The 15,126-nt window shown below is 62.7% G+C and carries 5 protein-coding genes; 3 read left to right on the forward strand and 2 right to left on the reverse strand.

Going from position 1 to position 15,126, the window contains the following annotated elements:
* Together AD670_RS18230 and AD670_RS18235 are read left to right on the forward strand one after the other, a co-directional pair.
* A partial coding sequence (locus tag AD670_RS18230; RefSeq protein WP_156338264.1) for a non-ribosomal peptide synthetase occupies positions 1-5,627 on the forward strand: 5,627 nt, incomplete at its 5' end.
* Positions 5,627-9,766 carry an amino acid adenylation domain-containing protein gene (locus AD670_RS18235; RefSeq protein WP_053135358.1) on the forward strand — a complete coding sequence of 1,380 codons (4,140 nt, stop codon included), beginning with the start codon at positions 5,627-5,629 and terminating at the stop codon, positions 9,764-9,766. The genes AD670_RS18230 and AD670_RS18235, both read left to right, overlap by 1 nt.
* Before the next feature lie 106 nt (positions 9,767-9,872).
* Here the strand turns inward: AD670_RS18235 and AD670_RS18240 are convergent, their stop codons facing one another.
* Positions 9,873-12,260, reverse strand: coding sequence for a TonB-dependent siderophore receptor (locus AD670_RS18240; protein WP_053135406.1), 2,388 nt, complete (start codon positions 12,258-12,260; stop codon positions 9,873-9,875).
* A 155-nt stretch (positions 12,261-12,415) separates the two neighbouring features.
* Positions 12,416-14,068, reverse strand: coding sequence for a cyclic peptide export ABC transporter (locus tag AD670_RS18245; protein WP_053135361.1), 1,653 nt, complete (start codon positions 14,066-14,068; stop codon positions 12,416-12,418).
* Between the two features lie 201 nt (positions 14,069-14,269).
* Between AD670_RS18245 and AD670_RS18250 the strand changes: the two genes are divergently transcribed.
* Entirely contained in the window at positions 14,270-15,100 is an 831-nt protein-coding gene (locus tag AD670_RS18250; protein WP_053135364.1) for a N(5)-hydroxyornithine transformylase PvdF, read from the forward strand.
* Positions 15,101-15,126 lie beyond the last annotated feature (26 nt).

Raw genomic sequence — 15,126 nt, forward strand, 5'->3', positions numbered from 1 at the left:
CGGTGTACCTGCAACAGCTCGCCGAGCATGCCGAGCGTGACGGCAATCCACCGGCGGTGCGGGTCTACTGCTTTGGCGGCGATGCCGTGGCGCAGGCCAGCTACGACCTGGCCTGGCGCGCGCTCAAGCCGACCTACCTGTTCAACGGCTACGGCCCGACTGAAACTGTGGTCACGCCGCTGCTGTGGAAAGCCCGCCGAGGCGATCCTTGCGGCGCCGTCTACGCGCCAATCGGCACGTTGCTGGGCAACCGCAGCGGCTACGTGCTGGATGCGCAACTCAACCTGCAACCCATCGGCGTCGCCGGCGAGTTGTACCTGGGCGGCGAGGGCGTGGCCCGAGGTTACCTGGAACGTCCGGCACTGACCGCCGAGCGCTTTGTGCCCGACCCGTTCGGCAAACCCGGCAGCCGTGTGTACCGCAGCGGCGACCTGACCCGAGGCCGCCCGGATGGGGTGGTGGATTACCTCGGTCGTGTCGACCATCAGGTGAAGATCCGCGGTTTCCGTATCGAGCTGGGCGAAATCGAAGCGCGCCTGCGCGAACAGGACAGCGTCGGTGAAACCGTGGTGGTGGCCCAGGAAGGCCCGAGTGGCAAGCAATTGGTGGCCTATGTGGTGCCGGCCTCGGCGCAGTTCAACGAGGTTGAATTCCGTGATGCCTTGCGTCAGGCCCTGAAGGCTCGCCTGCCGGACTACATGGTGCCGGCGCACTTTATGTTCCTGGCACACATGCCGCTGACCCCCAACGGCAAGCTCGACCGCAAGGGCCTGCCACAACCGGATGCCAGCCACTTGCAGCAGACCTATGTGGCGCCGAAGAATGCGCTGGAACAGCAGATTGCCGGGATCTGGGCCGATGTGCTGCGCCTGCCGCGTGTGGGCTTGAACGACAATTTCTTTGAGCTGGGCGGCGACTCGATCATTTCGATCCAGGTGGTCAGCCGTGCACGGCAGGCCGGTATTCGCTTCACCCCCAAGGATCTGTTCCAGCACCAGACGGTGCAGAGTCTGGCGGCGGTCGCACAGATGGGCGGGCAGGGGCTGGTGATCGATCAGGGCTTGGCTCGCGGCGAAGCGCTGCTGTTGCCGATTCATCAGTACTTTTTCCAGGAGGACATTGCCGAGCGTCACCACTGGAACCAATCCGTCGTCCTGCGCCCAGGCGCTCGGCTGGAGGCCCACACATTGACCGCCGCCTTGTCCGCGCTGGTGGAGCATCACGATGCATTGCGCCTGCGCTTTCGCCAGTCTTCGGGCGGCTGGCAGGCTGAGTACGGCAGCGTTGAATCGCCGGCCAATCTGCTCTGGGAAACCACCCTGGAGACGGTCGAGGCGCTTGAGCCCCTGGGCCTGGAGGCACAGCGCAGCCTGGACCTGGCAGCAGGGCCACTGATGCGTGCGGTGCTGGTCGAGTTGCCGGATGCCTCCCAACGGCTGTTGCTGGTGATCCACCACCTGGTCGTCGACGGCGTGTCGTGGCGCATTCTGCTGGAGGACTTGCAGACCGCCTACACCCAGCTGCAGAACGGGCAGGCGCTGGCATTGCCGGCCAAGACCAGTTCGACCCAAGTCTGGGCAAAACGCTTGCAGGCCCACGCCCAGAGCCCGGCCTTGCAGGAAGAGCTGCGGTTCTGGCAGGCGCAATTGCAAGGCGCCGACGCCGACTTGCCGTGTGATAACCCGCAAGGTGGGTTGCACAACTCATTGGCCATTTCGGTGAACACCCATCTCGACGCGTCCTTCACCCGTCGTTTGCTGCAAGAGGCGCCTGCGGCGTATCGCACCCAGGTCAACGACCTGCTGTTGACTGCCTTGTCCCGGGTGATCACGCGCTGGACGGGCGGCGATTCGCTGCTGGTCAAGCTGGAAGGGCATGGTCGCGAAGACCTGTTCGACGACGTGGACCTGACCCGCACGGTCGGCTGGTTCACCAGCCTCTATCCGCTGGCACTGACGCCGGCGGCGAGCCTGGCGGATTCGATCAAGGGCATCAAGGAACAGCTGCGCGCGGTACCGGACAAAGGCATTGGTTTCGGTGCGCTGCGCTACCTGGGGGATGACCATGCCCGCCAGGTACTGAGTGGTCTGGCGCAACCGCGGATCACCTTCAACTACCTGGGCCAGTTCGATGGCAACTTCGACGATGATGCCGAGCAGGCATTCTTCACCCCGACGGGCGAAGAGGCCGGAGCGGAGCAGAGCGAACAGGCCTTGTTGGGCAACTGGCTGGAGATCAACGGCCAGGTCTATGGCGGTGAGCTGACCTTGAGTTGGAGCTTCAGCCGTGAAATGTTCAGCGAGGCCACCGTACAACGTCTGGCCGATGCCTACGCGCAGGAACTCAAGCAACTGATCGAGCATTGCTGCCTGGCGCCCCATCAGGGCGTGACCCCGTCGGACTTCCCGTTGGCTGCGCTGACCCAGGCCCAACTGGACCAGTTCGCGCTCGCCGCTGTGGATGACGTTTATCCGTTGGCGCCGCTGCAGCAAGGCATGCTGTTCCACGCCCTGTATGAGCCCCAGGCGGGTGATTACGTCAACCAGATGCGCGTGGATGTCGAAGGCCTGGACGTGCCGCGTTTCCGCGATGCCTGGCAGGCGGCACTGGATAACCACGACATTCTGCGCACCGGCTTCATCTTGCATGGCAGCCTGGAGCACCCGCTGCAAGTGGTGCATCGCCACGCGCGGTTGCCGTTTATCGAAACCGAGTGCCCGGAGGGTGACGGGCAGCAACAGCATCTGGACCGTCTGGCCGATTCGCAACGCCTGCAAGGTTTCAACCTGGAGCAGCCGCCGCTGATCCGTATCGCGTTGGCCCACACTGGACCGCAGCGTTGCCACCTGATCTACACCAGCCACCACATCCTGATGGATGGCTGGAGCAGTTCCCAATTGCTCGGTGAAGTCCTTGAGCGTTACGCCGGCTATGCGCCGCAAGCCCAGGTCTCGCGTTACCGGGACTTTATCGCGTGGTTGCAAGCCCAGGACAAAACCCTGCGCGAAGCGTTCTGGAAGACGCAACTGGCCAAGCTGGAAGAGCCGACCCGGCTGTTCCAGGCGCTGCCGCGCAATCAGGATCAAGCCGCGTCGGGCCTGGGTGAGTACGCGCTTGAGCTGGATGCCGCGCAGATGGCCAGGCTCAAGGCGTTTGCCCAGGGCCAGAAAATTACCCTCAACACCCTGGTGCAATCGGCCTGGTTACTGCTGTTGCAACGCTACACCGGGCAGGACACCGTGGCCTTCGGCGCCACGGTCTCGGGTCGCCCCGGCGAGCTACGCGGTGTGGAGCAGCAGGTCGGGTTGTTCATCAATACCTTGCCGGTGGTGGCAACGCCTCGGCCGGATATGCCGGCGGCGCAATGGCTGCAGCACATCCAGCAGCAGAACGTGGCGCTGCGCGAGCACGAGCACACGCCGTTGTTCGAGATGCAGCGTTGGGCCGGGCTGGGCGGTGAGGCGTTGTTCGACACCATTCTGGTGTTCGAGAACTACCCGGTGTCAGAGGTCTTGGAGCAGGGCGCCCCCCTGGGCGTGCGCTTTGGCAATGTGAACAGCCGTGAGCAGACCCACTATCCGTTGTCGATTGCCGTCGGTGTCGGTGAAACCTTGAGCCTGCACTACACCTATGACCTGGGCGAGGTAGATGCCCACACGGTCATGCGCCTCAACCAGCACTTGCTGCACCTGCTGATGGAACTGGTGGCCAAGCCGCAGGCCGCGCTGGGGCAATTGACGCTGCTGACAGAACCCGAGCAGTTGGCGCTGATGGCGCAAGGCACTGCGAGGGTCAATGCGGGTCCTTGTGGTCTGGTCCAGCACCAATTCGAACAGCAGGTCCGCCGCACGCCACAGGCAACAGCGGTGATCTTTGGCGATCAACAGTTGACCTACGATGCCCTGAACCGGCGTGCCAACCGCCTCGCGCACGGTTTGATCGCGCAAGGTGTGGGCCCGGACTCGCTGGTGGCAATCGCCCTGGAGCGCTCCTTCGACATGCTGGCCGGGTTGCTGGCCATTCTCAAGGCCGGTGGTGCGTATGTGCCGCTTGATGCGGACTACCCACAGGAACGCCTGGCCTACATGCTCAAGGACAGTGGCGTGAAGTGGTTGCTGACCCAATCGGACCTGCACCTGCCGCTGGCCGAAGGGGTGCGCTGCCTGAGTCTGGATGGCGAGCAGGCCTGGTTGAATGCAGGCGACGACACCGATCCTCAGGTGACCGTAAGCGGCGAGAACCTGATGTATGTGATCTACACCTCTGGCACCACCGGCAACCCCAAAGGCGTGGGTGTGACCCATGAAGCGTTGGCGCAACGCCTGGCGTGGATGCAGGACACCTACCGCCTGCAGGCCGACGATGTGCTGTTGCAAAAGGCCCCGATGAGTTTTGACGTGTCGGTGTGGGAGTGCTTCTGGCCATTGATCAGCGGCAGCCGCCTGGTCATCGCGGCGCCGGGCGAACACCGCGATCCGGTGCGCCTGATGGAGTTGATCCAGGCGTTCGGCGTGACCACGCTGCACTTCGTCCCATCGCTGCTGCAGTTGTTCATGGATACACCGGGTGTGGCCCAGTGCACCCGTGTGCGCAGGATGTTCTCCGGCGGCGAAGCACTCAGCGCCGATTTGCGCGACCAGATCCTGCGCACGCTTCCCGGCGTGGTGCTGCACAACCGTTACGGGCCGACTGAAACGACGATTAATGCGACCTGGTGGCCCTGTTCCCTGGCGGATGGCGCGCGTTCGCCGATTGGCCGTCCGTTGGGCAGTGTGATCTGCCGGGTGTTGGACGGTGATCTGAACCCGGTACCTGCCGGCGTGGCTGGAGAGTTGTGCGTGGGGGGCGATGGCTTGGCGCGCGGTTATCTCGGGCGGCCTGGGCTGTCGGCCGAGCGCTTTATCGCCGACCCGTTCGGCAGTGCCGGCGCCCGTTTGTATCGCACGGGCGACCGCGTGCGTTGGGCGGATGACGGCGCGTTGGAGTATCTGGGGCGCCTGGATCAGCAGATCAAGATTCGCGGCTTCCGGGTCGAACTGGAGGAAATCTGTGCGTTGTTGCTGCTCCAGGACGCGGTGGCCCAAGCGCAAGTGATCCTGCGCCAGGGCAGTGGCGGCGGCCAGTTGGTCGGCTACTACGTTGCCCAGCCGACTGCACCGGACGAAGTCGAACATGGCCTGGCTTTGCGCACTGCGTTGCAGGCCCAACTGCCCGACTACATGGTGCCCAAACACTTCGTGCGCCTGCCCGAGATGCCGTTGAGCCCGAGCGGCAAGTTGGACCGCAAGGCGTTGCCGGACCCTGGCAGCCAAGTCTTGCAAGGCGAGTACCTGGCCCCTCACAGCGACCTTGAGAAGCAACTGGCGGCGATCTGGCAGGACGTGCTGGACGTTGAGCAAGTCGGCTTGAATGACCACTTCTTCGAGCTGGGCGGGCATTCGCTGTTGGTGATCAATGTGATGTCGCGCATTCAGTTGGAGTTGGGCGTCAAAATCAGCGTGCATGAGCTGTTCCAGCATGCCCAGCTCAAGCAACTGGCGGACCATCTGCAAGGACAGGGGTCAGGAGTCAGCACCGAGAAGCTGTCGTTCCTGGATTCGCTCCTCGACGAAATGGAGGAGGTGTAATGGATAACCAGATGGCTCACAAAATCATGAAGCGCTTTATCGGGCTGCCGCTGGAGCAGCGCAAGGTCTACCTGCAGCGCATGCTGCAGGAGGGCGTTTCGCCGGCTAACCTGCCTATTCCCCAAGTGCGGCTTGAGGCCAATAGCCTGCCGCTTTCGTATGCCCAGGAGCGCCAGTGGTTTCTCTGGCAACTGGAGCCGCAGAGCGCGGCTTACCACATTCCCAGCGCCTTGCGACTCAAGGGCCGCTTGGATATTGCCGCGTTACGCAGGAGCTTTGAGCACCTGATCGCCCGGCACGAGAGTTTACGCACACGGTTCCAGCGGGTCGGTGAGGGCACGCAGCAGGAAATCCTGCCCGCTTACCCGGTGGAACTGCTGCCTGAGGACATCGATGAGCGCCACTTGAAAGCCCGCGTCGAAGAGGAGATTGCGCGGCCCTTCGACCTGGAACAAGGCCCGCTGTTACGCATCAGCCTGTTGCGTGTGGCAGAGCAGGACCACGTGCTGGTGCTGGTGCAGCACCACATCATCTCTGACGGCGGCTCGATGCAAGTGATGGTCGAGGAAGTGGTGCAGGCCTATACCGCATTCAGTCAGGGCCGTGAGATTGACTTGCCGGCGTTGCCGATCCAGTACGCGGACTACGCCCTGTGGCAGCGCAGCTGGATGGAAGCCGGGGAAAAGGAGCGTCAGTTGGAATACTGGCGCGACCTGCTCGGCGGCGACCAACCGGTGCTGGAACTGCCGTTGGACCGGCCGCGCCCGGCCGTGCAGAGTTTTCGCGGCGCGTCACTGGACATCGAGCTGGATGGCGAGTTGGCTGCCGGTATCAAGGCGTTGGCACAGCGCGAAGGGGCGACCAGTTTCATGCTGCTGTTGGCGTCCTTCCAGGCGCTGCTGTATCGCTACAGCGGGCAGCAGGACATCCGCGTCGGCGTGCCGACCGCCAACCGTAACCGCGTGGAGACACAGCGGCTGATCGGGTTCTTCGTCAATACCCAGGTGCTCAAGGCCGATATGGACGAGCACACCAGTGTCTTGACGCTGTTGCGCCAGGCGCGTCAGCGGGTACTGGAGGCCCAGGCGCACCAGGACCTGCCATTCGAACAGTTGGTGGAAGCGCTGCGCCCGGAGCGCAGCTTGAGTTACAGCCCGTTGTTCCAGGTCATGTTCAACCATCAGGGCCGAGGTGCCGGCAGCGAGCCGCAGGCTTCCAGCCTGGTGCTGGAAGGGTTGGACTGGGAGAGCCGCACGGCACAGTTCGACCTCAGCTTGAATGTCTCCGAGGATGCTTCGCGTATCCAGGCTTCATTTGGCTACGCCACCGACCTGTTCGAAGCGACCACCATCGAACGCATGGCACAGCACTGGCAGCGTCTGTTGAGGGCAATGATCGCGACGCCCGAGGCGTTGATCGATTCGCTGGTGATGCTGGACGTGCAAGAGCGTCGGCAGATCGTCGACACCTGGAATGCCACCACCACCGATTACCCTCTCGAACAGGCCGTGCACCATGGCTTTGAAGCGCACGCCGAACGTACCCCGGATCGGCCCGCCCTAGTGTTTGGCCCCGCGCAATTGACCTACGCCGCCCTGAACCGCCGCGCCAACCGCCTGGCCCACGCGTTGATCGAACGCGGTGTCGGTCCGGACAGCCTGGTGGGCGTGGCGATGGAGCGCTCCGTGGAGATGGTCGTCGGCTTGCTGGCGATCCTCAAGGCCGGGGGCGCCTATGTCCCCGTGGACCCGGAATACCCCCAGGAACGCCAGGCCTACATGCTGGAGGACAGTGCGGTAAACCTGCTGTTGAGCCAGTCACACTTGAGCCTGCCGTCAGCCGACCACGTGCTGCGCATTGACCTGGACCGCGATGAATCCTGGCTGCAAGCGTACAGCGAGGCCAACCCCGGCGTGGCGCTCAGCCCTGAGAACCTCGCCTATGTGATCTACACCTCTGGTTCGACCGGGAAACCCAAAGGCGCGGGCAACAGTCACGCGGCCCTGACCAACCGCCTGTGTTGGATGCAGCAAGCCTATGCACTGGGCGCCGATGACACGGTGCTGCAGAAGACACCCTTCAGCTTTGATGTGTCGGTGTGGGAGTTTTTCTGGCCGCTGCTCAGCGGCGCCCGGCTGGTGATGGCTGCGCCTGGCGATCACCGTGATCCGGCGAAGCTGGTGGCGTTGATCACCGGTGAAGGGGTCACGACCCTGCACTTTGTCCCCTCGATGCTGCAAGCCTTCCTGCAGGACGGCCAGGTCGGGCGTTGCCGCAGTGTGCGGCGCATCGTTAGCAGCGGTGAAGCCTTGCCTGTGGACGCGCAGACCCAGGTATTCGCGAAGCTGCCACAGGCGAGTTTGTACAACCTCTACGGCCCCACGGAAGCCGCCATCGACGTGACCCATTGGACCTGTGTCGACGAAGGCAAGGACGCCGTGCCGATTGGCAAACCCATCGCGAACCTGGGTTGCCATATTCTCGACGGTAACCTGGAGCCCGTGCCGATCGGGGTACTGGGCGAGTTGTACCTGGCGGGCAAGGGGTTGGCGCGGGGGTATCACCGTCGGCCGTTGCTGACCGCTGAACGTTTTGTCGCGAGCCCGTTCGGAGCCGGTGAGCGGATGTACCGCACCGGCGACCTGGCGCGTTATCGGCCGGACGGGGTGATCGAGTACGCCGGGCGTATCGACCATCAAGTCAAACTGCGTGGCCTGCGCATCGAACTGGGCGAAATCGAGGCGCGTCTGCTGGAACATGAACGGGTCCGCGAAGCGGCGGTATTGGCCCTCGATGGCACCCAACTGGTCGGGTATGTGGTGCTCGATGAGGCGGTGCCGGACTGGCGCGAAGCCCTCGCCGCGCACTTATCGCGACACCTGCCGGCCTTTATGGTGCCGGCCCAATGGGTGGCGCTGGAAAGCATGCCGCTGAGCCCCAACGGCAAGCTCGAGCGCAAGGCGCTGCCGCGTCCTGAGGCAGGCACTCGGCAGCGCGACTATGCGCCGCCGCACACCGCGCTGGAACAGCAGGTTGCGCAGGTGTGGCAGCAGGTGCTGGGTGTCGAGCGCGTCGGCCTTGACGATAATTTCTTCGAACTGGGCGGGCATTCGTTGTTGCTGCTGGTGGTCAAGGAACGCCTGGCCGCCCAATGCGGGCTGGGGCTGACGGTCAATCAACTGATGACGCGCCCCACTGTCAGGGCACTGGCCAGCAATGCGACGGAGCAACAGGGGCACTCGCTGCTGGTGGACCTCAATGGTCGCCAGGGCGACGCGTCCTTGTTCCTGTTTCACCCCAGCTTCGGCTCGGCGCATTGCTACAAGGCGATTGCCATGGCGTTGCGCGTGGACATGCCCGTACGCGGCGTCATCTGCCGCGCACTGATCGACCCGCTGGGCGAGGTGCCGACCTGGGATGCGATGGTTGAGGACTATGCCCGGCAGATCCAGGCGGCCCAGCCGCAGGGACCGTATTACCTCGGGGGCTGGTCGCTGGGAGGCAACCTGGCGTTGCAGGTTGCCGCTTACCTGGAAGCGCGGGGCGCCGAAGTCGCATTCGTGGGCTGCATCGATGCGCCGCCACCGCTGCATGTCAAGGCGTTCTGGGACAGGGACAAACCGTTGACCCCGGTCGTAGGCGAGACCCTCGTGGACCGGCGCGTGGAGTTGCTGACGGTGATGTTCCCTGATGCTGCACAGGCCATCACCCAGGCCTGGCAGGATATTGAACACTCTGCAGTGGCTGCTGATCAGCACTGGACGGCGCTGTGTGACTGGGCCGATTCGGCCCTGGGCGAAACGTTCGCCAGCCTGCGCAATGAGTTGCAGCAGGGGGGCGAGCTGGAGGTGTCGTGGGCGTTGAAACTCACCCTGGATGAGCGTTTGCAGGATGCCGACTACGTGCGCATTGCCGCGCCGGTGAGCTGCTGGTGGGCCGCGCAAAGCAAGTCGGAACGGGATCGCCAGGTCATCAGCACGGCGCTTGAGGAGGGCATTGGTCACGGGATCGACGCTTCGGTGGTGATCGATACGACCCACGACCGAATCGTCGACAACCCTGAGTTCATTGCCTCGTTCGTCTCCGTGCTCAAGGGCGCCCGGCGCAGAGGCGTGCCTGATACACCGCATTCGTCTTGATTAGGGGCGCTTCGCACCCCAACGCGAGATAAGCCCGCTCGCCACAGAGGTCCCGGTTTGCTGCGCGGCAGCGCTACTTCGAAGAGGTAGTGGGAGGCTACCGGGATCAGAAGTTCCAGCGTGTGCTCAGCATGACGTTGCGCGGATCACCGTAGTAGGCCGTGTTGAAGAAGCCGATGTTGGTGAGGTAATACTTGTCGAACAGGTTGTTGACGTTAAGCGTCGCGCAGAGGTTGTCGGTGAACTGGTACTTGGCCATGGCGTCGACCACCCAATAGGCTGGCTGGTGAATGTCTTCGGAACGGAATTTGCCGCTGTTGTAGACCTCTCGCCAGGTTTTGCCTTGCCAGCGCGCGCCGCCACCGAGGGTCAGGCGGTCCAGGGGGCCTGAGAGCTTGTAGGTGGTGAAAAAGCTGACCTGGTCCTGGGGTTCCAGGGTCGAGGCCTTATCGCCATGCTCGTCGCGGATGACCTTGTGGGTGTAACCGGCCTGGGCTTGCCAGCCGGGTGCCAGCTCACCGGACAACTCGGCCTCGAAGCCCTTGGTCTTGGCGTTGATGCCCTTGTAGGCCTCGGTAAGCATCGCCGGATTGGTCGGGTTGGCGTTGTATTGCGCATCGGATTGCGCACGGTTGCTTTCATGCACTTCGAAATAGGCCAGGCTGGTGTTCAGCCCGCCGTTGAAGAACTCGCCTTTCACACCGACTTCATAGTTTTTGCCTTCATCCGGTTCCAGCACCTTGTTGTCGCGGTCGCGGGCCGTCTGCGGATAAAAGATTTCGGTGTAGTTGGCGTATGCGGTGAAGGTGTCGTTGAGGTCGTAAGTGACCCCGACATAAGGAATCAGCTTGCCGGTTTCCGTGGTGTGGCTGTCCCCCGTCAGCCAGTAGTTGGCCACGCGACTGCCGAGAAACACGTTCAAGTCATCCGTGAGGTTCAAGCGTGCCGTTGCGTAGCCGGCCGTTTGCCGCGTGGTCTCATCGAACCGGCTGGTCACCTCGCCCCAGTTCGGTTCCGCGAAGTTGCCGTCGAAGTTCCAGAAGTCGACGACACGGCCATTGGCGTGAATCGGTGACTCCCAATTCTTGCCTTGCCAGTGGGAGTTCGACGCCGAGGCGCCCACCACCAGCTCGTGTTCGCGGCCGCCGAGGCTGAACGGGCCACTGGCGTAGATGTCGCCGGAATCAGCGCGGGTATCGCCAGTGAGTTTGTTCGCGTAGACCGTCGACAAGCCGGTCGCCGGGAATGGACCAAGCTGGATCGCCCCCAGCGGAGCGTCATAACCGCTGAACTGATGGGTGTATTGGCCCTTGACCACCCAACCGTTGTCGAAATTGTGCTCCAGGGTGGCGAACGCGCTTTGGGTGAACTGCTCCCAACTGCTCCATTTGGCGCCGCTGTTGAACGAGCGCTTCACACTGATGCGGTTGCCGTTACGGTCAAACAACGGACGGCTGCCCGCCCAGCCCGAGCCGGAGGGATCGCTGTCCTGATAATCGAACCCCAGGGTCAGCAGGGTATCTTCGCTGAGGTCGGCTTCAACGGTGGCGAAATACACGTTGGTCTTGCGTTCATAGCGCTCCATGAACGAGTGCTGGTCCTGGTACGCGGCTACCGCGCGGCCGCGTACGTTGCCGCTTTCCGTGAGCGGACCGCTGACATCAATGTGGGAACGGTAGTTATCCCAGCTGCCCGCGCCTGCCTCAAGACTCGCCCTGAAGTCGCGGGTGGGTTTTTTACGGATCAGGTTGAGCGTTGCCCCAGGGGCACCGGCGCCGGCCAGCAAGCCATTGGCGCCCTTGAGCACCTCTACGCGGTCGTAGATCGCCATGTTCGTGAGGGTCTGGCCCGACGAATAGGCGGCGTTACGCAAGGTGGGGATGCCGTCATATTGGAAGTTTTCGATGGAGAAGCCGCGTGCGAAGTATTCGGTCCGCTCGCTGTCCAGTCTGGACACGGTGATACCGGGCGTATGGCGCATCACATCGTCGATGGAGGCAAGCCCGAAATCATCCATGTGCTGGCGTGTGATCACACTGATGGACTGCGGTGTTTCACGCGGGGTCAGCACCATCCGCGTGGCGGTAGCAATGGTGCCCGGGGTATAGGAACCCGAACCTTCGGTCACCGTGCCCAACTGGTTGGCGGTCACCGCAGTGGTCCCCAGCTCCAGCGCGGCGGAACCGCTCGCAGTGATGGTGACGGTATTACCTTGCAGGCCGTAGTTGATGCCTGTGCCCTTGAGCAGGGCGGTGAGGGCCTGGATGGGCTCCAGCGTGCCCGTCACCGCCTTGCTGCTTTTGCCTTGCACATCCATCGGGCTGTACAGCACCTGCAGATTGGTCTGGCGGCCAAACTCCTGCAGTGCGGCCCCCAACGGCTGGGCCGCGATAGTGATCTCGATCTCATGGGCCTGTACGTAACCGGCGATGGGCAGCGTCACCGCCAGGGCCAGCGCACAAGGCATCAGGTTGACGTTCAGGGCCCGCCGCATGAACAGCGCGTTGCTCAAGGGGCGCAGACCGAGGCGTACTGACATGGATGTGTTCTCTTCTGTGTTTTCAGGCAGGCAGTTTACAAGCGTTTTTGAGTCTGGTTCTCATTAACACTAGTAAGACGTAGCTGCCCGGAAAAACCGGAAAAGAAAATTCACGCCAGCTCCATTTCCTCCACCACTTTGCCGGCGCGCAGGCGTACCAACTGGTCGGCGATGTCGAAATAGCGGTCGTCGTGGCTGATCACGATGATGGTCTTGCCCAGGCGCTTGAGGTCCGGCAGCAGCTCTGTGTAGAAGATGCGGCGGAAGGCCGGATCCTGGTCGGCGGCCCATTCATCGAACACCAGCACCGGGCGTTCCTCCAGCCAGGCATTGACCAACGCCAGACGCTTGCGCTGCCCGGTGGACAGGTCGGTGGTGCTGAATGCGCCGTCCTTGATCGTGACTTTGTGCGCAATTTCCAGGCGTTCCAGGTACTGGGCGGCACTGTCCATCGATTGCGGCCCGCCACTCTGGACCAGGTCGTCAAACAGGTAATAGTCGGCGAACACCGTGGTGAACAACTGGCGATAATCGTCGCGGGTAGGCGCGGTCACCGCTTCGCCATTGAGGTGGATCTCACCGGATTGCGGTTGATACAGCCCCAGCAGCAGCTTGATCAGCGTGGTTTTGCCACAGCCGTTCTCGCCCACGATAAACACGATATCGCCTTGCTTGATGGTCAGGTTGATAGGCCCCAGATGGAACGGCTCGCTGCCTTCCACCGGCGGTGGGCTGTAGCTGACGTTGCGTAGTTCCAGGCTGCGCACCACCGGTTTTGGGGCTTCGGTGTCTTCGAGCAGCAGATGCGGCTCGGGGGACGAGAAGCGTTCGGACAGTTCGGCGATACGCGAGAACGCGATCTGCGCGCGGCTGACGATCGGCAGTGCCGTCACCACATGCTCAAGGGGGCCTTTCATGTACAGCAGCACCAGCACGAAACCGGTAATCACCGCCGGGTCGGGATTGGGGTTATAGGCCTGGAACGCCAGCGCCAGGCCGATGACCACAAAGAACAACATGGAGCCGAAGGTCTTGGCGACGATGAAGATGTTCACCGAGCGCACCTGGATATCGCTGATACGGTCGGCGGTGGCCTGGATGCGATGGGTATTCATGCGGTAGCGGCGCGGCCGATGGATGCGCAGCTCCTTTGCGCCGGAGGCAATTGCGCTGTAGTAGCGCTGCAATTCGTCTTCCTGGTCGCGGGCGGCTTCGAAGCCCTTGATTCCTGCGGAGCGCGCTACGTACTGCACCGAGGTACCGATCACAATCGCCACGATCATCATCAAGAACATCGGCACCGACAGGTACGCCAGGTAGCCCAGGCAGCCCAGCGTGACCGTGGAGGCGATGGCCAATGGGGTGAAGGAAAAGGAAAAGTCACTGATGGTGTCGACGTCGTGGGTCAGCACCGGAATCAGCTTATGGGTGCGGTAGCGCTCGATTTGCTCGATGGGGGCTGACAGCACTTTCTCACCGAGTTCCTTGCGCAGTGCAGCGATGATGCGTTGACCGACGTAGTTGGTGCCGATGTCCGAGACGATTGAACTGATCAGGGCGAGCACACACAGCGCCGCGAAGGTCAGAATCACCCCTTGCGTCATGCCGGTGGAGGAGTGCAGGGCTTTATTGATGGTCGCCAGCAGCAACGTGATGGCCAGGCCGCCGGCCATACCCAGGGCGACGGAGATCGTCATGATGGTGCGAAAGGGCCTGAGCAATGCGAGCAGGCCTTTGAAGGCGCCGCGCTTGGGGTCGGTCATAAATACTTCCCGGAAAGTGAGTGAGAGGGGGACTGGGCACACAGACCCTTACCCATGACAAACGAAGTGTTGGCGCGACTATTTAGCTCGGTGTGCCCGACGGAGCGGTGCGCGGATAAATTGCCCGGCACCTGGTTCGTTCTTGTGGTGTAGGCGCACGCGTATGGGCGCGTGCCTGATCTATCCAGCGAGAGCGAAGCAATGACGAAAAAGAACCTGGTGTATGTGTGGTCCCTGCGCAATGCCGCTGCCGACAAGGCCGGCCAGCCAGTGGCCTACAAGGACCACGAGCGCTACATGAAATCGGTGCTGGAATTTCTGGTGGGGTCGCTCAACGACACGCCCTTGGGCGAGGCCTACAACCTGGTGGGCGTGGTGTATGACGACGACGAGCAGAACCCGCGTGACCAGCAGTTGGTGGCTGACTATGGGTTTGCCTACAAACCGGGGCGCCAGTGGCTCTATCCGGCGGATTTGCAGGTGCAGGGCAGGCTGGTCAATTATCTGCTGCTGAGCGTGCCGTCCACCTATCGCCGCCTGCCACGGGGCAGTGCCGAGCATATCGCCGGCAAGCAGGACTTCGAGCGTCGCCTGCATGACACGTTGGTGGAGTTGAAGGCCGATATCGTGGTGCTGGACGGCTTGCTGGTGATCCTCGATGAACTGGTACGCCCGGGCGCGCCGTTTGCGCGTCGGATCATGAACATTCATCCCGGTATTACCCGGATCGAATCGCCCTATGAGCGCCGGGGTGCCTACGCCACCTGGAATGCCTTGTACGGTGCCCGTGGCCAAGCCGTGGTGGATTGGGCGACCAAGCAGACGCAGCCGTGTGAACCGCTGTACCTCACTGGCGCGTCATTCCACTACGTGGACAACGGCATCGACTCCGGCGAAGTGTTCCACGACGTGCTCAAGACCGAGATCTCCCCGGACGACACTATCCTCGAACTGCGCTGGAACAACTTCAACAACAGCCTGTTCCCGGCATTGCATGAAGGCCTGGAGCTGTTGGCGCAGAAGGGGGTCTAAGCCGCGCACGATTTGACTGTGGGAGG

Source organism: Pseudomonas sp. MIACH, assembly GCF_001269925.1.
In the GTDB taxonomy this organism is placed as follows: Bacteria; Pseudomonadota; Gammaproteobacteria; order Pseudomonadales; family Pseudomonadaceae; genus Aquipseudomonas.

Coding starts and splice junctions, on each gene's coding strand:
- AD670_RS18235 (WP_053135358.1), top strand. CDS start 5,627: ATGGATAACCAGATGGCTCACAAAATCATGAAGCGCTTTATCGGGCTG.
- AD670_RS18240 (WP_053135406.1), bottom strand. CDS start 12,260: ATGCGGCGGGCCCTGAACGTCAACCTGATGCCTTGTGCGCTGGCCCTG.
- AD670_RS18245 (WP_053135361.1), bottom strand. CDS start 14,068: ATGACCGACCCCAAGCGCGGCGCCTTCAAAGGCCTGCTCGCATTGCTC.
- AD670_RS18250 (WP_053135364.1), top strand. CDS start 14,270: ATGACGAAAAAGAACCTGGTGTATGTGTGGTCCCTGCGCAATGCCGCT.